Raw genomic sequence first — 21,323 nt, forward strand, 5'->3', positions numbered from 1 at the left:
ACGTGGTGCCCGAGGGCGCTGTGAACTTCGCCTTCATCGGCCAGTTCGCCGAAACGCCGCGCGACACCATCTTCACCACCGAATACTCCATGCGCACCGGCATGGAGGCGGTCTACACGCTGCTCGACATCGACCGCGGCGTGCCCGAGGTGTGGGGGAGCGTCTACGATTTGCGTTGCCTGCTGAACGCCACGGTGCTGCTGCGCGACGGCAAGCCGGCTACGGACATGAACATGAGCTTGATGGAGAAGCTGATGCTGTCGAAGGGCCTGAAGGAGATTGAGGATACCGACATCTACGGCCTGCTGAAGGAATATGGCGTCATTCCCACCACTGACAAGAACGCTGACGTAAAGGGCCCCGCTACGGGTGCCGTGTGGCCTGGTATTCACTAGAAGCCGTTAGCTGACAAACCGCATGCAACAACGAGGCCCGCTCCAGGGGATGGAGCGGGCCTCGTCGCCCTAGGGGATGGGTTTACTGCTTCTGCCTGCGCAATTCATCCATTCTTGGAAGGCGGTAAGGTGGCAGCTCTCTTTTCGGCAATCCTCGTGCTATGATGGCATACGCTGAGTGAGAGCATCAATCTACCTTCAAGGAGGCATTCATGAGCGTCATCATCGATGTGTACGGGCGCGAGGTTCTTGATTCCCGCGGTAATCCCACCGTCGAAGTGGAAGTTGTGCTGGAGGACGGCTCCTTCGGCCGCGCGGCGGTGCCCTCGGGCGCTTCCACGGGCGCTTTCGAAGCCGTTGAGCTGCGCGATTGCGACAAGAATCGCTATCTGGGCAAGGGCACGCTCGACGCGGTGTCCCATGTGAATGGCGAAATTGCCGAGGCCCTGCTGGGCATCGAGGCCGAGGATCAGCGCCTGGTGGACCAGGTGATGATCGAGGCCGACGGCACCGACAACAAGGGCGCTTTCGGCGCCAACGCCATTCTGGGCGCTTCGCTGGCTGTGGCCCATGCCGCTGCCGAGGCGGCCGAGCTGCCGCTGTACAAGTACGTTGGCGGCGCCAATGCCCACGTGCTGCCCACCCCCATGATGAACATCCTCAATGGCGGTGTGCATGCCGACAACAACGTGGACTTCCAGGAGTTCATGATCATGCCCGTGGGCGCCCCCACCTTTGCGGAGGCCCTGCGCTGGTGCGCCGAGATCTACCATACCCTGAAGAAGGTCCTGCACGACGCTGGCCTTGGCGGTGGTGTGGGCGACGAGGGCGGCTTCGCGCCTAATCTGAAGACCAACGAGGAGCCCCTGGCCTATATTGTGGAGGCTTGCGAGAAGGCTGGTTACAAGCCGGGCACCGATATCCTGTTCGCCATGGATCCGGCTTCCACCGAGTTCTACAACGCCGAGACGGGTAAGTACGTGTTGGCGGGCGAGGGCCGCGAGCTCACCTCCGACGAGATGGTGGATTACTGGGAGGCCCTGGTCAACAAGTATCCCATCGTGTCCATCGAGGACGGCATGGCCGAGGAGGACTGGGATGGCTGGAAGAAGCTGACCGACCGCATCGGCGACCGCGTGCAGCTGGTGGGCGACGACCTGTTCGTGACCAATTCCAAGCGTCTGGCCAAGGGCATCGAGCTGGGCTGCGCCAACGCCATTCTCATCAAGGTGAACCAGATCGGCTCGCTGACCGAGACGCTCGAGGCCATCGAGATGGCCAAGCAGGCCGGCTACGCCTGCGTTATGAGCCACCGTTCCGGCGAGACCGAGGACGTGACCATTGCCGATCTGTCGGTGGCCTGCAATACCGGCCAGATCAAGACCGGTGCTCCCTGCCGAAGCGACCGCGTGGCCAAGTACAACCAGCTTATCCGCATTGAGGAGCAGCTGGACACCCAGGCCACCTACGCCGGCATGAACGCCTTCTACAACATCAAGCGCTAAATTTACCGAAAGATATGCGCACGCAGGGGCGTCCCGCAAGGGGCGCCCCTTTTTGTATTGCAGCGGCGTTTGATGGAACATGACGGTTCGATAAAGCACTGCATATACAAGAACATTTGTTCTAATAACATGGTAATCTGTGGTTAGAAAGAATGGCTGGGGTTTCGTCCTCCTAACTTCGCATCATGCCAAGGACAGCCGTGGGAGGCTGCCCGTATATGGATGGCGCTCCCTCCTTTCATAGTGTTGATGAAATGAGTTATATCTCATACTATGGGAAGGAGCACGAATGAGATACGAGATTGAGCTGTACGAGACCGATCAGGGAAGCTGTCCTGTAAGCGACTTTCTAGGCGGCTTGCCTCCGAAACTGCGAAGAAAGACCACTACTTATCTTGAGGTTTTGGAGGAGGGAGGTCCCGATTTACGAGAGCCGTATACGAAGCCGCTTGGCAAAGGCATCTTTGAGCTGAGATGCCAATGGGGCTCGGAAAGCGTCAGGCTCCTGTTCTTTTATTGTGGCAGCCGAGTAATAGTCGTAACGAATGGCTTTCTGAAGAAGACAAGGAAGACGCCGCTAAGAGAAATAAGACTGGCCGAGATGAGACGAGGCGATTATCTCAGGAGGTATGGTTATGAAGCTTAAACAGTTTATTGAAGATCAGGAGCGCACCGACTCAGAGTTTGCTGCGACTAAATACGAGTATCAGCCAGAAGCGGCTCTCATGCTTGCAATGGTGGAAGCTCGTCGCAGCCAAAACCTCACACAGCAAGAGCTGGCAGAGAGAACAGGCATTGCCCAGACGGAAATTAGTCGTATCGAGAGCGGTGCCCGTAATCCTTCAATTAAGGTGTTGCAGCGCCTTGCGGACGGGATGGGCATGTATTTGCAGATTGCTTTCGTGCCAAAAGACGAGCGGGCTGTCGGAGACAGTGCAACGTGTGTGTAGCGAAGGGAGTTCGTGATCGGCGGTCGTCACAAAAGGCGGCCGCCGATCAAGGTGATTTCTAGTCCGTCAAGCCCAATCCCTTGGCCACGTGGGCAATGAAGTCCTGCACGTTAGTGACAATGCCGCGACTGGCCAGGCTGCCACGGTCGACCAATTTGTTCACGGCGAACTCGGCCACGTCCACGCAGTAGAAGTACACGGGGCGCACGGTGCCGTCGGGCATCACGCGGTAGGAAGGCGTCATGTTGCCCGTGGCAATGGTATGGAGCATAGTGGCCATGCAAATGACGGTGGTGGCTTTGCGAATGTGGGTGCGCATGACATCCTGGGCCTGATAGGCGTTGCCGAACACACCGGGCAGCGGGCCATCGTCGCGGATAGAGCCAGCGAGCACATAGGGAACGTGGTTCTTCTCCAGGCTGTACATGATGCCGTCGTGCACGCCTTCTTCGGCGATGAACTTGTCGATGGAACCCCAGTAGCGCACCCGGTTGATGGTGTCTAAGTGGTGGTAGTGTCCGTTGGGGCGGTTCTCCTGCGTGTCGATGTCCTGGCCCAGCGAGGTATGGAAGTAGGCTCCTTCCAGATCATGGGTGGCTAGGGCATTGCCAGCGAAGACGGCATCGACGTAGCCGGCATCGATAATTTTCGAGAAGGCTTCACGGGAGTAGCCGTTAAAGGTGAAGGCGGGTCCCATCACCCACACAATGGAGCCGTGCTCACGGTCGTGACGCAGCAGCTCGTACAGCTCGTCGTAATCGCGCGAAAAAGCGGTTTCGCGGGAGCGGCCTACACGGAAGGCGAAGTTGTCGTGACCTCCCGCTACAGGGGCAATGCCCTTGTCGTTGCTGGGGCTCTTGAAGCCGTCGGTGTACACCAGGATGCCCTCTTCACCGTTTTCGGAGCGCCCGCAGGCAATAAGGTCGCCTTTTTTGATGTGGCGAAACTCGCGTACAAAAATGCGCTCGTTCTCTACCACGGCCACGCAGTCCATACGGCTGTCCTCGGCCAGCGTCCACTGGCCGTCAAGTTTCAGGTATTCCGGATAGATGGACATGGCGTGGTAGTCCAGAGGCGCCACGAAGTCTTTGGGTGCCGGCTCCAGGCGCACGTTGGGCGCGGCAGCCAAATGGGGAAGGTCGAAATTGGGCGGTGTGTAGGGGGTAACCTGAAAGCTCATAGTCGGCCTTCTTTCCGTGAGGACGCGGGTGTTAGATTTCATTGTAGCAATGTCTTTCCCGCGCAAGCACGGCAGAGAGGGTTCTCAGATATTCTTGGATCGCTATAATTGGGAAAACATCATGAGTGCCTGGAACCACGGGCAAGATTATTGCGGAGGGGCCGTTGGGCCATTCCAGAAGGGGGGACTTGTGAAAGAAATGATTCCGCTGGAGGAAGCGCGGGCGCTGGTGACGGGCGCTATGGCGACAATGCCCGTCGAGCGCGTGGGGCTTCTTGACGCGGTGGGCCGCGTTGTGGCTGAGGATCTGACGAGCGATATCGATGTGTCGCCCTTCGCCCATTCCGCCATGGACGGCTTTGCCGTGCACGGTGCCGACTTGGCCGGCGCGACTCCGGAAGCTCCCGTTTCGTTGCGCGTGATCGGCGAGATCGGCGCCGGCGACGTGTTCGAGGGCGCCATCGCTCCTGGTGAGTGCGTGCGCATTATGACGGGCGCATGCCTGCCGGCCGACGCCGATGCCGTGGTGAAGTACGAAATCGTTGATGTGGTGGAAGGCGATGGCAAGACGGGCTCGACCGTAGCCTTCGCGGCCCCTACCAAAGAGCGCTCCAATATTCGCGAGGCTGGCGAGGAAGCGCGTGCTGGTGAAGTGATCGTGCGGGCCGGCGAGGTGCTGGGCGATGCTGGCGTGGGTTTCTTGGCCGGCTGCGGCGTGCTGGAGGTGCCGGTGTACGCCCGTCCGCGCGTGGCTATCATCGCCACGGGCAGCGAGTTGGTGCCCCCCACCGAGGTGCCTGGTCCCGGTAAGATCCGCAACTCCAACAGCTACGCCATGGCTGCCTGCGCCCGCAGCGCCGGAGCCGAGGCCGTTATGCTGCCTATCGTGGAGGACACCTTCGAGGCTCTGCGCGATGCCGTGGCTGCGGCGGCGCGCGAGTACGACTTCGTCGTGACCACGGGCGGTGCCGCCAACGGCGATTACGATTTCATCAAGCCGGTAGTGGCCGAGCTGGGCGAACTCAAGATGACCACGGTGAACATGCGCCCGGGGAAGGCTCAAACCTTCGGCTTGGTGGAGGGGACGCCGGTCTTCGGGCTGCCCGGCAACCCGGCGGCGGCCTATGTGGGCTTCCAGATGCTCATCCGTCCGGCTCTGCGCACCATGCAGGGCTATACCTGCATGGACCATCCGGTGGTGAAGGCACGCTTGACCTCCGATGAGAAAAACAAGGATCCGCGCCGCATTTTCCTGCGCTCGGTGTTGACCCGCGCCGAGGACGGCACCTATGAGGTGACGCCGGCCCGCAACCAGAGCTCTGGGCTGTTCGGCGTTATCCAGAAGACGAACAGCATGGCTATCATGCCCGATGGCACGGAGCCCCAGCCGGCGGGCTCCTGGGTGGACTGCATCCTTCTGGATGTGCCCGAGGAAGTGGCCCTGTAGGGCACGGGGCCGAAAAGGCGCGGCGTGCAAAGCAGCAACCAGCGCCGAGGGAAGGCAACGGAATGATCGGCGCGCCGCAGCGCGCCGCCTTTAAGAGAAAGGCAGAGCATGGCTGACACGCTCAAGTTCTACATTATCACCTGTTCCGATACGCGTTCGAAGGACACCGACGAGGCGGGACAGAAGCTGGAGGCGCTCATTGCCGATCAGGGATGGGAATGCCTCGAGCGCATCGTGGAAACCGATGAGCGCCCCTTTATTGCGGGCGCGCTCATCAACGCCTGCGACAACACCGACGCGGACATTGTCATCACCTGCGGAGGCAGCGGACTTTCGCTGCGCGACGTCACCCCTGATGCCACGGCCGATGTGGCCGATCGCCTGGTGCCCGGCATTGCCGAGGCCATGCGTGCCCACAGCATGGCCATCACGCCGCGCGCCATGCTGTCCCGGGCGGTCTGCGCTCAGCGCGGTCGCACCCTCATCATCAACCTGCCCGGTTCCACGAAGGCGGCCACCGAGAACTGGGAGGGCATTGTCGAGGTGCTGCCCCACGCCGTGTCCATGATGGGCGGCGGCGGCCACTAGGACGGTGCGCTTCGGCGTTATTTGGTTGTTCGAGCATCGAGGGGCGTCCACGGGCGCCCCTCGCGTTGTTCGGACTGTGGCAGTGGCCGCAAAGGGCTATACTGTCATCCGTGATAGAAACAGCGAGTCTGAGGTAGTGCGTTATGGCCGATCTTCCCAATGGGTTCACGGGGTTTTCCCGACGTGACCCGAACTTTGTCTCTGCGGGCGATGCGTTGCGCTCATCCCGCTATGATGACACGTCCTTTGTGACGCGCAAGCAGGAGCGCTCAGCGGCCGGGGCCTGGCAACCCCAGGGCGCGGGCTCGGCGTCCGCGGCGGGAGCCGCTGAGGGCGTCGGTGCCACGGCGAATGGGTTTGGGCTGGCGCCGCGCTCCAATGCCGCGGCCGACATTCTGCGCTTTGCGGAAGCGGGCACCGCCAACTCGGGAAAGCCTCGCTTCGATCCCGACAAGCTGGCGCGCATTCCCGAAGTGGATCGCCGCTGGTCATGGGTGGAAATCGACCTTAATGCCATCCGCCACAATGCCTCGGTGGTCAAGCACAGCCTGCGCCCGGGTACACGGCTTATGGCTGTGGTGAAGGCTGATGCCTACGGTCATGGCGCGGTGCAGTGCGCGAAAACCGCGCTTAACTCCGGCGCGGAGTACTTGGGCGTGGCCACGGTGGACGAGGCCATTCAGCTGCGCGAAGCCCTGGTTAACGCTCCCATTTTGGTGCTGGGCCAGCCCCCCGAGACGGCCATTCCGCTGCTGTTGGCCTACAAGATCATGCCCAGCGTGTACACGGCGGAGTTCGCCATCGCCTATGGGGAAGCGGCCGACGCCTTCGGGTCGCGGGCTCCCTTCCATCTGAAGGTGAACACGGGTATGAATCGCATCGGCGTGCGTTACGACGAAGTCGTCGATTTCGTGCGGCAGATCTCGTTCCATCGCGCGCTCGACATGGAGGGCACTTTCACGCACTTCGCCACAGCCGACTGTCCCGGCACTATCGATTTCGACCGTCAAGTGAAGCGGTTCGCCGAAGCGGTGAACGCTTTGCGGGCTGCCGGCATCAACCCGGGCATCGTGCACGCGGCCAACTCCGCGGCGGCCATTCGCTATCCCGATGTGCAGCTGGACATGGTGCGCCTGGGCATTTCGCTGTACGGGTTCTATCCGTGCCCCGAGGCGTATCCGCTCATTGAGCTCAAGCCGGCCATGGCGGTGAAGGCGCGCATCACCGACGTGAAGACGCTGCCAGTGGGGGAGGGCGTCAGCTACGGCCTTCATTACCGCAGCCCCGGCGCTGTGAAGGTGTGCACGCTGCCCATCGGCTATGCCGACGGTTTCCGGCGGGGGCTTTCCGGTCGCACCGATGTGCTGCTGGGCGGTCGCCGCTTCCACCAGGTGGGCAATATCTGCATGGACCAGTGCATGTTCGAGGTGAACCTGCGGCAGCGCAGCGACATCGATCCGCAAATTGGCGACGAGGTAACCATCGTGGGCGAGCAAGGCGAGGCCTCCATCACCATCGACCAGATGGCCGAGACGCTGGGCACTATTCAACATGAAGTGGCCATTGGCTTCGGCTGCTCGCGCCTGCCCCGTATATATAAATAAATTTATATATACGGGGCGCCGACGCTGCGGTTCCGACAGGCACCTGGCCTCGCACTTCACCGCTTTCCTTCGCGTAGCGAAGTACGCTCAGCCGCGGTTCAGCACGATTCCAGGCACCTGTCGGACCCTCGCTGGCTTCCTTGGGCGCATTCCTGAGATTGGAGATAAAAAATATGGAGCATACTCATATTCCCCTTGATCAGCTAAGGGCCGAAGTGGCGGAATGCCGACGCTGTCCCTTGTGCGATGGCCGCACGCAGACGGTGTTCGGTACGGGTGACCCCCATGCGCGCGTGCTTATAGTGGGCGAGGCGCCGGGCAAGAACGAGGATTTGCAAGGCGAGCCCTTTGTGGGCGCGGCGGGCAAATACCTCAGCGAGCTTCTAGCCATTGCGGGCCTCACCCGCGAAGAGGTGTTCATCGCCAACGTGCTGAAGTGCCGGCCGCCCTCCAACCGCGATCCGCGTCCCGAGGAAATCCAGGCCTGCACGCCGTTTCTGCGCGAGCAGACGCGCACCATCAATCCGGAGTTTATTGTCACCCTGGGCAACTTCTCCACGAAGTTCATCCTGAAGACCGACGTGGGCATCACGCGCTTGCATGGCACGCTGCAGCAGGCAGGGCGCTTCAAAGTGTTCCCCATCTTCCACCCGGCGGCGGCCCTCTACGATGGCAAGAAGCGCGAGGCGCTCGAGAACGATTTCGCCACATTAGGCGAGCTGCTGGGTACGCGACCTGCAAGTAATTAGCGTCGCGGCATCGGCCTGCCCGCTCGTCCTGCGAGGCGACCGGGGCTACAGCCAGTTCTTCTTCTTGAAGAACACCACCATGACCACAATCATAATGAGGGCCAGCCCGATGATAGTGAAGGCCATATAGGGCCAATCCAGGCCCGGCAGCACTGTGAGGTTCATGCCGAACCAGCCCGTGACCAGGGTAAGCGGTGCGAACATGACCGTGACGATGGTCAGAATCTGCATAGTGGAGTTCTGCTTCAGGTCGATTTGCGTCTGATGCAGTTCGTACAGCTGCAGGCTGTACTCGCGCAGCATGTCGGCCCGATCGGCCAGGTGGTTGGCGTGGGTGACCACATGGGCGAATGCGTGCGCCTCTTCGCGCGTCATGACCTTGTTCTCGTTGTCGGCAATGAGGTCGGCCATGACGGCAATTTGCTGGTAGTAGGAGCCCATGCGCATAGCAGCCCGCCGATAGCTCATGATGGTTTGCACCGATACCTCGCCGTTGTCGGTGAGCATGGTTTCCTCAAGGGCCTCCATGGCATCTTCCATAACCGAGAACCACGTGAAGTCGTCGGCGATGAGCGTCTTCATGAAAGCGTAGAGCGCATGCGAGGTAGTTGGCTTCGTAAGCATGCCGCTGGCCTTGATTTTCTTCAGCAGCTCCTGGGCGATATTACCGTCATCGATAATGATGAGGTGGTCGTTCTCCAGGTAGAAGGCCAGGCGGTCGGGATCGCTGGTGGGATCGGTTTTATCGGGTACGGCGAAAGAGCCGATAATGAACGAGGGGTAAAGCTCCACGAAGTTGGCCTCGGCGGGCTCTAGGGCCGCCAGACCTTCGCGGCCTTCCAGGGAGATGTTGGGCAGTTGGCTGAACTCGTGAGAGGTCAGGATCTTGATAAGCGGCGGCTTGCAGGTCGCGGCATCGCAGGGCGCAGCAAGGGGGTCGGGCCGATTAAGGTCGTAGACGATGGCCATGATGCTCTCCTTTCAGCTCCTTATGCCAGTGCGTGAATATATTCCCTGTCCAGTAGTATAGAATGAGCCCCAAGATGAGCCTGCTTGTCAGGGTGTTTGTTAGAAAACGGTTGGAAGGGCTTTATGGCCCGAGGAGGATGCAGGCAATGATGCGGGAAAAAGACGCAGTGGTGTCCGACGACGGTTCTGCGAGCGCAAGCGCAGGCGACGGGAGTGTCGCGGGCGCAAGCGCGGGCGACCAGACGCCGATCGATCCGGTGGCGTGGATCAACACTCCGCGCTGGCAAGCCTCTCGGTTAGGCCTCGACCGCATGGTGGCCCTGCTGGAAGAACTTGGACGTCCCCAGGATGACCTGCGCTTCGTCCACGTAGCGGGCACAAACGGCAAGGGGTCGACCTGCGCTTACCTGGCGTCCATCCTGCAGGCGGCTGGCTACCGCGTGGGCTTGTTCACGAGCCCCTTTATCGAATGCTTCGAAGAGCGCATCCGCGTAAACGGCGCCAACATCACCACCGAGGAGCTGTCCCGAGCCGTAGCAGCGGTGCGTCCTTGCGCTGAGGCCGTGGAGAAGCGGACAGGGGATCATCCCACGGAGTTCGAGCTGATGGCCGCGGTGGCTTTCGAGCATTTTCGCTCAAGCATGTGTGATGTGGTGGTGTTGGAAGTGGGCCTGGGCGGTCGGCTGGATGCCACGAATGTCATCGAGGCCCCCGAGGTGAGCGTCATTGCTCGCATTGGGCTCGACCACACCGACTTGCTGGGTGACACGCTGGCGGCGGTGGCGGGAGAGAAGGCGGGCATCATCAAGCCTGGCGTGCCCGTAGTGTCGTGGCCGCAGGACGAGGAGGCTATGGCAGTGATCGAGCGCGTATGCGCCGAGCGGGGCTGCGCGCTGACGATGCCAGATTTCGCTTCTTTGCACGTGGAGCCACTGGAGTGGGGGACGAGCGAGGAGGTTTTAGGGGGTGTGGATGAGATTGCAAAGCCGACGCAGGCCGCGGATGAATCGGTCTCGCCGGCAATGCGCGAGTTGCCCTCTCTTGCCTCGAATGAAGCATCAGCGCTGCTTGCTGTCCCCCTGGGACTGCGCCACTTCTCCTACCAAGGCGCGGAGTTCGTGACGCGTCTTTTGGGCAGCTACCAGCCGGCCAATGCGGCTTTGGCGTTGGAAACGGCACGCGTGTTGGTTGAGCGCGGTTGGGATATTCCTGCCGATGCGCAGTTCGCAGGTGTGGCGGCGGCTCAGTGGCCTGGGCGCTTCGAGGTGGTGGCCTCCAATCCGCTCACTATCATCGATGGCGGCCACAACCCTCAGGGGGCGCAGGCGCTAGCAGCCTCGTTGGCCGATGCCCTGGGCGAAGAAGGGCTCGGCTCTGTGACCTTCGTCATGGGCGTGCTGGCGGACAAGGACTACCGCGCTATGGCCACAGCCGTAGCACCCTGGGCTCGGCGGGTGGTTACCTACACGCCCGAAAGCCCTCGGGCTCTGCCCGGGGGCGAACTGGCTGCTTATCTGCAGGAAGCGTGCGAATTGGAGGCCTCAGCTACCTCCGCGCCGGCCGAGGCGATGGCGCAAGCGCGGGCGCTAGTTGCCTCGGAAGCGGGCGCGGGAGTTGTGGTGGCCTTCGGAACTCTGTACGCCATCTCCGGTCTAAGGAACGGGCTGTCTTGAGAGGGTATTTTTCGTTTTGTTAGCACCTTGGACATCGGTTTTCGAGCTCGTGGTCTTTGCTGCGGGAGCGAGGGAGTAAAACCCCAGGAACGACGAGGGCGATCAGATTCAAGCAGGCACGCGCCTTTGCAGAAGTGCTAACAAAACGAAAGAAACTAGCCAAAATGGCCACGCAGGCTCTCGAGAGGGTTGGCGAATCACGGAGAGCTGGCAGTTTTGTCCGGTTTTTGGCACAAAAAAGCCCCGCGAGCCAGAGACGCGCGGGGCTATGCAAGCAACGTTGCTGGTGCAGCTTACAGAGAATCGATGTAAGTGACCAGGTCGGCGACGGTCTCCAGACCCTCGGGCTCGCCGAAGTCGACTTCGCAGGCTTCCTCAAGGTCGCAGATGAGCTCGACCATGTCGAGGGAGTCGATGCCCAGAGACTCGAAGGTGGCCTCGGGAACCACGGTGGCGGGGTCGATGTCCAGGTTGTTCTCCAGGACGGTGGCGATGGTGTCGATAGTGGCCATGGATTAGTCCTCCTTTTGCTTCAGCAGGCCGTAGCCGCCGTCGTCGCGGCGGTACAGAATGTGCACCTTGTTGGTGTCACGATCAGTGTACGCGAAAAAGTCGTGACCGAGCAGATCGATCTGGACGAGCGCCTCGTCCTGGGTCATGGGCGTGAACTCCATTTCCTTGGTACGAACGATTTCGTCCTCGGACAGCTCGTCCATCAGGCGGTCGAGATCGAGCTCGCCGGCCGGCTTGGCGTCCTCGTGGGCGTAGTCGACGATCTTCTCGGTGGCGCGAACACGCTTGTCCAGCACGCGGGTCTTGTACTTGCGCAGCTGACGGGCAACCTTGGCGGCGGCCACGTCGATGGCGGCGTACATATCCTCTTCGCTTTCCTCCACACGAACGATGTGGCCCTTCACGCGAACAGTGACCTCGCAAATGGCCGGCAGCGGGTTGGCCGGGTTCTTTTCGGTATACAGAACAATTTCCGTGGAGACGGTGTCGGCGTCCACAGCCTTAATAGCGTTTCCAACCTTTTCCTCAGCGTACTGACGAAGGGCGTCGGTAACGGGCATTTTGCGTCCGGACACGGTGATCGTCATAATGTCCACCTCTTTTTACTTCGCTTCTTACATTGTATGTTGCAAGCGGGCGCTCCCGTTTTCTGCGTTGCGCGTATCCGCTTATCAACATGAGAAACAAGCATAACGCAATTCTGCTAATATTCATGGGGTAATTTGGCGTTGCAAGAAAATGGTTTTCCTACAAGCGTACGAGCTGCGAAAAACACACAGAAGCGAGGAAGTTGAATGGATCCTACGGCAAAAAATCCTGACCCCCACCATATTTTTATTGACGAGGTGCAGGGGCACCAGCGTCGCTGGCTGAAGGTCATTCAGTTCACGGGGTCGTCCACCAAGGCCGCTGCCATCATGCTGTTGGCCGCCATCGTGGCGCTGATCATCGCGAATTCGCCGGCCTTCGAGCCCTTCGAGGAGTTCTGGCATACCCATGTAGTGGTGGGTGTGGGCGGCTTCATCGGCGAGATGTCTTTGGCCCACATCATCAACGATATTTTCATGGCGGTATTCTTCCTGTTGGTGGGCTTGGAAATCAAGTACGAAATGACCGTGGGAGAGCTCACGAACATCCGCCAGGCGGCGCTGCCCATCATCGCGGCCTTTGGCGGTGTGCTGGCCCCCATTGTCATCTACTCGATCTTCAACGCGGCTAACCCCGAGACGTCCCACGGCTGGGGCGTGCCCACCGCTACGGATATCGCCTTTGCCCTGGGCATCATGGCGCTTTTGGGCAATCGCGTGCCGAACGGCGTGCGCGTGTTCTTGTCCACTTTGGCTGTGGCCGATGACATCATCGCCATTTTGGTCATCGCCATCTTCTACGGCCAGAGCCCCTCGCTTATGTGGCTGGCTGTGGCGGCTGTCATCCTGGTGGTGCTGCTGTGCCTCAACCGCGCTCACGTGTACTCGCTGGCCCCGTACCTGCTGGTAGGTTGCTTGCTGTGGTTCGCCGTGTTCATGTCGGGCGTGCACTCCACCATCGCCGGCGTGCTGCTGGCCTTCACCATTCCCACGGGCAGCCGCGTGAACCTGTCCGAGTTCATGAAATGGTCGGGCGACCGCGTGCGCGAGGCCAACGATGCTTACGTCGAGACGGAGCCCGTGGTGCTGCAGAAGGACTACATGTCTACGGTGTCGCGCCTGTCCCGCGTGGCCAAGCAGGTGGTGCCTCCGGCTACACGCTTGGAGCACATGCTGTATCCCTGGGTCTACTTCGCTGTGCTGCCGCTGTTCGCTCTGACCAACGCTGACGTCAGCTTCCTGGGCGGCGATGTGCTGGCCATGGTCACGAGCCCGGTGTTCTTCGGCGTGTTCTTCGGTCTGCTTTTGGGCAAGCCCATCGGCATCATGCTGTTCAGCTTCCTCACGGTGAAGTTCAAGATTGCCAGCTTGCCCGAGAACGTCAACTGGATCCACATGCTGGGTGCTGGCATTTTGGGCGGCGTGGGCTTCACCATGGCTATCTTCGTGGCCAACCTGGCCTTCCCCGAGGCCGTTCTTATCTCGGATGCGAAGATCGGTATTCTTTCCGCGTCGCTCTTGGCGGGCGTGGTGGGCTTCCTCTTCCTGTTCATGCAGGCGAAGGCCGCCGAGCGCCAGGGCATTGCCTACGTGTCTGCCTCGCTGGACGAGGTGCATCGCCAGACGGCGGGCAAGGAAGCCGCCGAGGTGGCCGATGACGTGGTGCTCGGCCTGACCGACGAGGACACCATCGATGATGTGCGCGAGCTGCTGGCCAACGAGGGTGGCATCGCTGAGTTCGTCGTCCATGTGGATGCGGCCCGCGACGAGGCGGAGGCCGCAGAGGCCGAGGACGTAACGGGCACGCGCGGCGAGTAACCACGCTTGGCGTAGTGCGAACGATTGAGGGGCTCCGTTGAGGCGGAGCCCTTTTTTGTTGTCGGGGGTGGCATGCTCAAGGGTTGACGAACATACCCCCTAGGGGTATAAAGATCTCAAGCAAAGGACTGCCCGGCATTGTCGGGCATACCGTAAGGAGCGGCTTCTATGGAAGAGCGAACGGCGGAAGCGGCGCAGCCTAGTTGCGGCTGCCGCCACAAACATACGCCGCGCAGCGAAGCGCTGCAGGCCGACGTGCAAAAGCGACTCAACCGCGCTATCGGGCAGCTGAACGGCGTGAAGGCCATGATCGACGACAACCGCTACTGCGGTGATGTGCTCACGCAGCTAGCGGCGGCCGAATCGGCGGTGCGCCGTGTGTCGGAGCTGGTGCTGGAAGAGCACATGCGCACGTGCGTGGTGGAAGAAGTGCGACAGGGCAACGACGAGGTCATTGAAGAGGTCATGGGCCTCATGCGGCGATTCGCCAAGTAAGGAGCGAAACTATGGAAACCATCCGTTTGGCTACGGCGGTCATGCATTGCAAAAAATGCGTGGCCAATGTGACTACCCATTACGAGGATCTTCCCGGTGTTACGGCGGTGGATGTAAGTCTTGACGGCCAGTGGGCCGATGTGACCTTCGATCCGAGTCGGGTCACGCTGGACGATCTGCTTCATGCCCTGGATGATACGAACTTCAAGGTGGCGGTCATGCCTGAAAGCGGCGTGCATCCCTTCGCGGCTGAACTGGCTGCCGATGCTGCCGAGAAAGCCGCCAAGGATAAGGCGAAGGCGGCGGAAGGGGCGTCAGACGCCTCGGCTGCGAAGGCAGGGGGAGAAGCGGGTGCGGCCGCCACGGCAGCGAGCGACCCCGCGGCTGCTACCGCTGTCGGCGACTCCGCAAGTGAGGACGCTCCGGCGGAAGCCACGCTGCGCCTGGCCATCGAGGGCATGCACTGCGCCAACTGCGCGGCCTCCATCGAGAGCCACTATCGTAAGACGCCGGGCGTCGTCGATGTGGCAGTAAACTTGGCTAACAACACGGGGCGCGTCACCTTCGATCCCGCCCAGGCCAGCGTGGACGACATGCTGCACGTGTTCGACAACTTGGCCTTCACCGCCGAGCTTATTCCCGAGGATGCGCCGCTAGTGGACGAGAAGCGTCGTGCCCGCGAGGCTGCTCGCGCCAAGCGCGATCGCTGGGTGTTCGGCGTGGCGGCGGCGCTCACGGTGCTCATTGTGGGCATCGGCATGCTGCCCGGGGCCCACATGGCCACCGGCAACGCATTGGCCGGCCTCTTCGTGGCCGATCCCACGCATGTGCAGGCTATGTTTGTCGCGAATATCCTACTGCTGGTGCTTACCATCCCCGTGCAGTTCTGCTGCGGTGCTCGTTTCTACAAAGGCGCTTGGGGCTCGCTGAAGGGCGGTTCGGCCAATATGGACGTGCTGGTGGCGCTGGGCACCAGCATCGCGTTCCTGTTCTCCCTTTGGATTACGTTCCTTCCCGTGGTGACGGGCGACTGGGGTCATGGCGAGGTGTCGCTGGCGGTTAACGACGGCATGCCCTATTTCGAAACCTGTGCCATGCTCATCACCTTCGTGCTGTTCGGCAAGATGCTGGAAAGCCGCGCCAAGGGAGCAACGAACCAGGCTATCGAGTCGCTCATGAATCTGACGCCGCCCACGGCCCGCGTGGTGCGCGGCGGCGAAGAGCGCGAGGTGCCGCTGGCCCAGGTGGTGGCTGGCGACACGGTGCTGGTGCGCCCGGGCGAGAAGATGCCCGTGGACGGCGTGGTCACTGAAGGCGCCACGGAGGTGGACGAGTCCATGCTGACGGGCGAGACGCTGCCGGTGGTGAAGACGGCGGGCGACGCGGTGACCGGCGGCACGCAAAACACCACGGGCTCGGTGACGGTGCGTGCCCTGCGGGTGGGGGCCGACTCCACGTTGGCGCGCATCGTGCGCGCGGTCGAGGACGCCCAGGGAACGAAGGCGCCCATTCAGCGCATCGCCGACCGTATTGCCGCAGTGTTCGTGCCGGCTATTCTCATCATCGCCCTGATCGTCTTCTGCGTGTGGTTCTTCGTCGTGCCGCCGGCGGACGAGAGCGCGCGCTTGGTGCAGGCGCTCATGCCGGCCATCGCCGTCATCTGCGTGGCCTGCCCTTGCGCTTTGGGCCTGGCTACCCCTACCGCGCTTACCGTGGGCATGGGGAAGGGCGCTCAGCTGGGCGTGCTCATCAAGGATGGCACCGTGCTGGAAACCATGGGCAACCTAGGCGCCGCAGTATTCGACAAGACGGGCACGCTTACCGTGGGCGAGCCTCAGGTGGTGGCCTGCAGCCTCTCCGACGAGGCTCTGCGTCTGGCCGCTGCCGTAGAGGCGAAAAGTGAGCACCCCCTGGCCCGCGCCGTCGTGGCCTATGCGGAAAGCAAGGGGATGGGTGCGCTGCCTTCGGCGGAGAGCTTCGAGGCAATCGTCGGCGAAGGGGTTCGCGGCGTTGTCGAGGGGCATACGGTGGCCATTGGCGCGAACGCCGCCGAAGGTGGCTCTTCGGTGACGGTTGACGGGGCGCTTGCAGGCGCTCTTCAGTTCCGCGACGAGCCCAAGGCCGATGCCGCCGCCACGCTGCAGACGCTGCGCCAAGATTTCGGGGTTATCTCTTATATGGTAACGGGCGACGCCGAAGCTACCGCCCAGGCCATTGCTGCCGAAGTGGGCATTGCCGCCGACCATGTGTTTGCGGGTGTCAAGCCGCTGGAGAAGGCGGCCTGCGTCAGCGCCGTGAAGGCGGCCGAGGATGTGGCCCTGCTCCGCGCGGCAGGCAGGGAAGCCCGCGAAACCGAGGCGTTCGACGAGGAGATGCTTCGCGAGGCCCCGATCATCCTCGATGGCGACGGACAGCCGGATCCGCTGCCTCTGGAATCGCCCCAGCAAGCGGCTCAGGACGCAGCGGCCAGCAAGCATGCCGTGGTGGCTTTCGTGGGCGACGGCATCAATGATGCCCCGGCGCTGGCGGCGGCCGACATCGGCGTGGCCATGGCGTCGGGCACCGATGTGGCCCTCGACGCTGGCTCGGTGGTGCTCATGCGCAACCGCCTGTCCGACCTGGTAGTGGCTCTGCGCCTGTCGAAAGCCACCATGCGCAAGATCAAGCAGAATCTGTTCTGGGCGCTTATCTACAACTGCATCATGATCCCTCTGGCCGCGGTGGGCATTCTGGCTCCTGCCCTCGCCGGCGCTGCCATGGCGCTCTCCAGTGTCAGCGTCGTCAGCAACTCGCTGCTGCTCAAGCGATTCAAGTAGCAGCGCCTGTCTAGCGTGAATAAACCAAAGGAGGCTGTCGCCGTGAAGCGACAGCCTCCTTTTTGCGTCCCGGGGGTGAATTCCAGCCGCTAGTTCTCCATCCAGAAGCGCCAGGCGCAGTTGCAAGTTTCGTCGGTGATGTCGGGAAAACAGCTGACGCACTCGCAGCGCAGGCGGTCATCAAGGGCGCGCGCGAATTCGCCATACTCCAGGATGCCCACGCTTTTGCAGGGATGAAACTCCATACCCTTGCGTGCCCGGGCGTTTTGGACGCGGCAGTTGGTGATGCGGAAAACGAGAGCGCCGTCGTCTTCCCAGATGATTTCCCATTCGTTGGCCAGCGAGGTACAGCGCAGGGGAAGGGCCTGGGCCAGACCCTCCAGGCCGGAATGTTCGTCAAGACCCAGGAACGCGCGCAGCCGCCGTGCTTCGCTGGGAACGAAGCGCTTCCAGGCGTTACGATCGTGCTCCATGGCGGTATCCATGCCCTGTTCGCGCTCGAGGGATTGGAACCAGGTGCCGTCGATGGCAATCAAGTCCTTCGCGGTGATCTCCAAAAGCTCGATCAGCTGCTCGCGGGTGTAGCTTTCCAGTCCTTCGGCCATGGCTCCTCCTTGGATGCATCGACGGTGACTCTTTCCGTGATTATAGGGCCCTTGCGCTATACTGAACCAATTGGAATTAGGCGCAGAGGTGCGCGTAACAGCTATAGAAGGGCCGCCCATGGAAACTGCTGCGATTATTTTGGCTGCCGGCGCCGGCACCCGTATGAAGTCGAAAAAGCCGAAGGTCGTCCACGAGGTGCTCGGCCGTCCGCTCGTGCGCTGGGTCGTGGAGGCGGCCAAGGAGGCTGGAGCCGACAAGGTGGTGGCCGTAGTGGGTCACCAGCGCGAACAGGTTATCCCGCTGGTAGAAGACGATTCTCTAGTAGCCGTGCAGCAACAGCAGCGCGGTACGGCCGATGCCGTGCTGGCGGCCAAAGAGGCTCTGGGTGATTTGGACGGTGCAGTTGTGGTGCTGTCCGGCGACAGCCCGCTTATTCGCCCGGAAACCATCGCCGAAATGGTGGCTCTGCGCGAAGAGCACCAGGCTGCCGTGGTGGTGCTTACCATGGAGTTGGCCAACCCCTTCGGCTACGGCCGCATTGTGCGCGACGGTGCCGGCGAGGTGGAACGCATTGTGGAGCAGAAGGATGCCACGGTCGAAGAGGCGGCCATTACCGAGTGCAATTCGGGTTTCTACTGCTTTGACGCCCAGGCGCTTTTCGATGCGCTGGCCCAGGTGGATTCCAACAACGCCCAAGGCGAGTTCTATCTTACCGACGTGCTGGGCATTGCCCGCGCGGCGGGGCGCCCCGTGCTGGCCTACAAGACTAACGACGCCGAGCAGTGCCTGGGCGTGAACTCCCGCGGCCAGCTGGCCGAGGCCACCAAGGTCATGCAGCGCCGCATCAACGAGCGGCACATGGCCGCCGGCGTCACCATGATGGATCCCTCCACCGTGTGGATCGGCCCCGACGTTACCATCGAGCCCGACGTGGAGCTGCTGCCGAACGTCATGCTCATGGGCACCACCGCCATCGGCGAGGACAGCGTGGTGGGCCCCAACTCGCGTCTGACCGACACGAAAGTGGGGAAGGGCTGCGTTATCGACGAGACGGTGGCCGTGGAGGCCCAAATCGACGACGGCGCCACCTGCGGTCCGCGTGCCTACCTGCGCCCGGCGGCCCATCTGTGCGAGGGGGCCAAGGCCGGCACCCACGTGGAAATCAAGAAGTCCACCATCGGCAAGGGCTCGAAGGTGCCGCATCTTTCCTACATTGGCGACACCACCATGGGCGAGGGCGTGAACATCGGCGCCGGCTCCATCACCTGCAACTATGACGGCGCCAACAAGTGGCCCACGGTCATCGGTGACGGTGCCTTTATTGGCTCCGACACCATGATGGTGGCCCCGGTCACCATCGGCGAGGGGGCGCTTGTGGGCGCAGGCTCCACCATCACCAAAGATGTGGCTCCGGGCGCTCTAGCCCTGGGCCGCGCCAAGCAGCAGCAGGTAGAAGGCTGGGTAGCCGCTCACCCCATCGAGAAGAAAAAATAGGAGGACGTCGCCGAACGGCGCCATCGCTCCCTTCCTTTACGAAAAAGCGCCGGCCCACTGTGGAAAGACAGCGGGCCGGCGGCTTTGTTGATGCGGGGGATGATGCTTAGGCCTGTACGGCCTCGGCCGCGTTCTGACCGGCAAAGCGGCCGGAGGTGTAGGCATAGTTGAGCCCGCAACCGCCTGCCGGGTAGTCGTCGTAGATAAAGGAGCCGCAGCTCACCTCGCCCACGGCATACAGGCCGGGGATGACCTGCTCTTCCTCATCCAGCACTTCGAAGTCGGTGTTCACGTGGTAGCCGCCGAAGCTGCCGTGGGTGCATACGCCCATGGTCAGCACGTAGTAGGGGGCCTTGTCCAAGACAACCAGGTTCTCGGCCTTCTTGCCGTACTCGGTGTCGTTGCCGGCTTTAGCCAGCGCGTTGTAGGACTCAAGTTGCGTCTGGGCGGCTGCGCCGTCGACCTTCAGCTTGTCAGCTGCCTCGGCCACCGTGTCGCCCTTGGCGAAGTAGCCCTTGTCCAGGCCCATCTGGAAAGCAGCGGCCAGTTTGTCGTCCAAAGCGTCGACCATGGCCTGATCGTAGACGGCGTAGAAGGCCTGATCGGGGAAGTGCGCCACGGTGTAGTACACATCGTGGGTCTGCCCGTCCTCGTTGACGAAACGCTTGCCGTCGGAATTGACCCAAAGCGCCTTCTTGTCGATGAGCTTCGACTGGCCGGCCTCGACGGGGCAGGCCAGAATGCCGTTAGTGCCGCCGTGGCCCAGGTAGGCTGCGCCAATATCGAGCCCCATCTGCAGGCCCTCGCCGGTGCAGCCCGGGCCCACTTCGGTATAAACGCCCTTGTAGTCGGGGCAGTACTCAGCGATCATCTCGTCGTTGCGGCAGAACCCGCCCGTGGCTAGAATGGTGCGCTTGGCCTGGTACTCAATGAGGTTGCGATGGCCCTCCAGGGCCATGACCCCTTCCACCGTGCCATCGTCGCCCACAATAAGCGAATCGGCCTCGGTGTTGAAGACGAACTGCACGCCGGCGTCCTTAGCGGCCTGGGTGACCGCCGCCAGGGCCACCTCGTCGCGGTCGTCGATGTTGTGGCCACGGGGGACGGTGTCGCTGCCCTTGAGCGAGACCTCTTCCTTGAACGGTACGCCCAGGGTTTGCAGCCAGTCGATGGTCTCGCCGAAATGCTCGGCGCAGAACTTCTGCATGGCGGGATCCAGCTTGTCGCCGCCACGCGTCATAAAGTAGGCCAGCAGCGCGTCGGGCGTGTCGTCGATGCCCTGGGCTTTCTGCAACTGGGTGCCGGCGCCGTAGAGGGTGCCGATGGCCAACGCACTCGACCCCGACTGCCAGGCGGCTTTGTCGATGAGGATGGTATGCGCACCAGCAGAGGCTGCTTGCAGGGCGGCCGATGTGCCTGCAGCCCCTGCGCCTACCACCAGCACATCGCAGGTGACGGTTTGGGACGGCGTGGAGCTGACGGTGGTGCGCGGCGCAGCGCAGCCGAAGAGTCCGAGAGCGGCAAAAGCCGTGGTGCCGGCGGCCAGGCGCACGAAGGTGCGGCGGGAAAGGGAACGAGACTGAGTCATGGAATCCTCCTTGAATGATGGTACGGGGCGCTTGGTTCGGAGGAGCCGAGGCGAAAAGAACGGGCTGTCGGATCAAGCAGCAACTTCATCATAGAAAGGCGAATGACTCATCGGTGGGTGACTTCCTCAAGGTTTCGCGTTCGTCAGATTCCTGTATCCGATACGCAGAAAAGACGCGCAGCGTTGGGCGCAGAGAGGAGTTTTCCGCTTCGCAGCCTGTTTCTTGTCGCGGCTCGCTTGGCGACGTACTACAATGGAGACAACCAGCAAGTTCCTATAGAAGGGATACCTGTCCATGACCGAGATGACCAAGCGCATGATCCTGTTCTCCGGTTCGGTGAACCCC

19 protein-coding genes are annotated in these 21,323 nt (G+C 61.8%); 13 read left to right on the forward strand and 6 right to left on the reverse strand.

Annotated elements, in window-relative coordinates; translation table 11 throughout:
* The 4 genes from QZ307_RS06860 to QZ307_RS06875 form a co-directional block, all read left to right on the forward strand.
* Positions 1 to 395, forward strand: a 395-nt coding sequence (locus QZ307_RS06860; protein WP_295997700.1) for an oleate hydratase, incomplete at its 5' end; no start/stop codon positions are given.
* Positions 396 to 607: 212 nt separating this feature from the next.
* Positions 608 to 1,900 (forward strand): phosphopyruvate hydratase, encoded by a 1,293-nt coding sequence (eno, locus tag QZ307_RS06865; RefSeq protein ID WP_295997701.1) that lies wholly within the window; start codon positions 608 to 610, stop codon positions 1,898 to 1,900.
* A gap of 289 nt (positions 1,901 to 2,189) precedes the next feature.
* Positions 2,190 to 2,546 carry a type II toxin-antitoxin system RelE/ParE family toxin gene (locus tag QZ307_RS06870; protein WP_295997703.1) on the forward strand — a complete coding sequence of 119 codons (357 nt, stop codon included), beginning with the start codon at positions 2,190 to 2,192 and terminating at the stop codon, positions 2,544 to 2,546.
* Positions 2,536 to 2,850, forward strand: coding sequence for a helix-turn-helix transcriptional regulator (locus QZ307_RS06875; RefSeq protein WP_295997705.1), 315 nt, complete (start codon positions 2,536 to 2,538; stop codon positions 2,848 to 2,850). The genes QZ307_RS06870 and QZ307_RS06875 overlap by 11 nt, the downstream gene beginning before the upstream one ends.
* A gap of 58 nt (positions 2,851 to 2,908) precedes the next feature.
* On the opposite strand, the gene QZ307_RS06880 is transcribed toward QZ307_RS06875, so the two are convergent.
* The gene (locus QZ307_RS06880; protein ID WP_295997707.1) at positions 2,909 to 4,030 is read right to left on the reverse strand and encodes a hypothetical protein; all 1,122 of its coding nucleotides are present in this window, start codon (positions 4,028 to 4,030) and stop codon (positions 2,909 to 2,911) included.
* Positions 4,031 to 4,220: 190 nt separating this feature from the next.
* Here QZ307_RS06880 and glp point away from each other — a divergent pair, with 190 nt between their 5' ends.
* From glp to QZ307_RS06900, 4 genes are all read left to right on the forward strand, one after another.
* On the forward strand, positions 4,221 to 5,477 hold the full coding sequence (glp, locus tag QZ307_RS06885; RefSeq protein WP_295997709.1) for a gephyrin-like molybdotransferase Glp: 1,257 nt from the start codon (positions 4,221 to 4,223) through the stop codon (positions 5,475 to 5,477).
* 108 nt (positions 5,478 to 5,585) lie between these two features.
* On the forward strand, positions 5,586 to 6,065 hold the full coding sequence (locus QZ307_RS06890) for a MogA/MoaB family molybdenum cofactor biosynthesis protein (protein WP_295997711.1): 480 nt from the start codon (positions 5,586 to 5,588) through the stop codon (positions 6,063 to 6,065).
* A 143-nt stretch (positions 6,066 to 6,208) separates the two neighbouring features.
* Positions 6,209 to 7,669, forward strand: coding sequence for an alanine racemase (gene alr, locus QZ307_RS06895; RefSeq protein ID WP_295997713.1), 1,461 nt, complete (start codon positions 6,209 to 6,211; stop codon positions 7,667 to 7,669).
* A gap of 173 nt (positions 7,670 to 7,842) precedes the next feature.
* A complete protein-coding gene (locus tag QZ307_RS06900; protein WP_295997715.1) occupies positions 7,843 to 8,418 on the forward strand; it encodes a uracil-DNA glycosylase in 576 nt (191 codons plus the stop codon).
* A gap of 45 nt (positions 8,419 to 8,463) precedes the next feature.
* Here the strand turns inward: QZ307_RS06900 and QZ307_RS06905 are convergent, their stop codons facing one another.
* Positions 8,464 to 9,387 (reverse strand): CorA family divalent cation transporter, encoded by a 924-nt coding sequence (locus tag QZ307_RS06905; protein ID WP_295997718.1) that lies wholly within the window; start codon positions 9,385 to 9,387, stop codon positions 8,464 to 8,466.
* A gap of 146 nt (positions 9,388 to 9,533) precedes the next feature.
* Here QZ307_RS06905 and QZ307_RS06910 point away from each other — a divergent pair, with 146 nt between their 5' ends.
* A complete protein-coding gene (locus QZ307_RS06910) occupies positions 9,534 to 11,060 on the forward strand; it encodes a folylpolyglutamate synthase/dihydrofolate synthase family protein (protein WP_295997721.1) in 1,527 nt (508 codons plus the stop codon).
* Positions 11,061 to 11,353: 293 nt separating this feature from the next.
* On the opposite strand, the gene QZ307_RS06915 is transcribed toward QZ307_RS06910, so the two are convergent.
* Positions 11,354 to 11,572 (reverse strand): phosphopantetheine-binding protein, encoded by a 219-nt coding sequence (locus QZ307_RS06915; protein WP_275206491.1) that lies wholly within the window; start codon positions 11,570 to 11,572, stop codon positions 11,354 to 11,356.
* A 3-nt stretch (positions 11,573 to 11,575) separates the two neighbouring features.
* Positions 11,576 to 12,160: a ribosome-associated translation inhibitor RaiA gene (gene raiA / locus QZ307_RS06920; protein ID WP_275206905.1), complete on the reverse strand. Its 585-nt coding sequence runs from the start codon at positions 12,158 to 12,160 to the stop codon at positions 11,576 to 11,578.
* A gap of 207 nt (positions 12,161 to 12,367) precedes the next feature.
* On the opposite strand from raiA, the gene nhaA reads away from it, so the two are divergent.
* From nhaA to QZ307_RS06935, 3 genes are all read left to right on the forward strand, one after another.
* A complete protein-coding gene (nhaA, locus tag QZ307_RS06925) occupies positions 12,368 to 13,978 on the forward strand; it encodes a Na+/H+ antiporter NhaA (protein WP_295997724.1) in 1,611 nt (536 codons plus the stop codon).
* 168 nt (positions 13,979 to 14,146) lie between these two features.
* Positions 14,147 to 14,473, forward strand: a complete 327-nt coding sequence (locus QZ307_RS06930) for a metal-sensing transcriptional repressor (RefSeq protein WP_295997727.1) — start codon at positions 14,147 to 14,149, stop codon at positions 14,471 to 14,473.
* An 11-nt stretch (positions 14,474 to 14,484) separates the two neighbouring features.
* Positions 14,485 to 17,289 (forward strand): heavy metal translocating P-type ATPase, encoded by a 2,805-nt coding sequence (locus QZ307_RS06935; protein WP_295997729.1) that lies wholly within the window; start codon positions 14,485 to 14,487, stop codon positions 17,287 to 17,289.
* An 89-nt stretch (positions 17,290 to 17,378) separates the two neighbouring features.
* Here the strand turns inward: QZ307_RS06935 and QZ307_RS06940 are convergent, their stop codons facing one another.
* The gene (locus tag QZ307_RS06940; RefSeq protein WP_295997731.1) at positions 17,379 to 17,894 is read right to left on the reverse strand and encodes a DUF6125 family protein; all 516 of its coding nucleotides are present in this window, start codon (positions 17,892 to 17,894) and stop codon (positions 17,379 to 17,381) included.
* Positions 17,895 to 18,012: 118 nt separating this feature from the next.
* On the opposite strand from QZ307_RS06940, the gene glmU reads away from it, so the two are divergent.
* Positions 18,013 to 19,389: a bifunctional UDP-N-acetylglucosamine diphosphorylase/glucosamine-1-phosphate N-acetyltransferase GlmU gene (gene glmU / locus QZ307_RS06945; RefSeq protein ID WP_295997732.1), complete on the forward strand. Its 1,377-nt coding sequence runs from the start codon at positions 18,013 to 18,015 to the stop codon at positions 19,387 to 19,389.
* A 106-nt stretch (positions 19,390 to 19,495) separates the two neighbouring features.
* Here the strand turns inward: glmU and QZ307_RS06950 are convergent, their stop codons facing one another.
* Complete coding sequence (locus tag QZ307_RS06950) at positions 19,496 to 20,977, reverse strand: FAD-dependent oxidoreductase (RefSeq protein ID WP_295997734.1); 1,482 nt, start codon at positions 20,975 to 20,977, stop codon at positions 19,496 to 19,498.
* Positions 20,978 to 21,323: the final 346 nt, after the last annotated feature.

This window comes from uncultured Adlercreutzia sp. (assembly GCA_910585575.1).
Classification (GTDB): Bacteria; Actinomycetota; Coriobacteriia; order Coriobacteriales; family Eggerthellaceae; genus Adlercreutzia.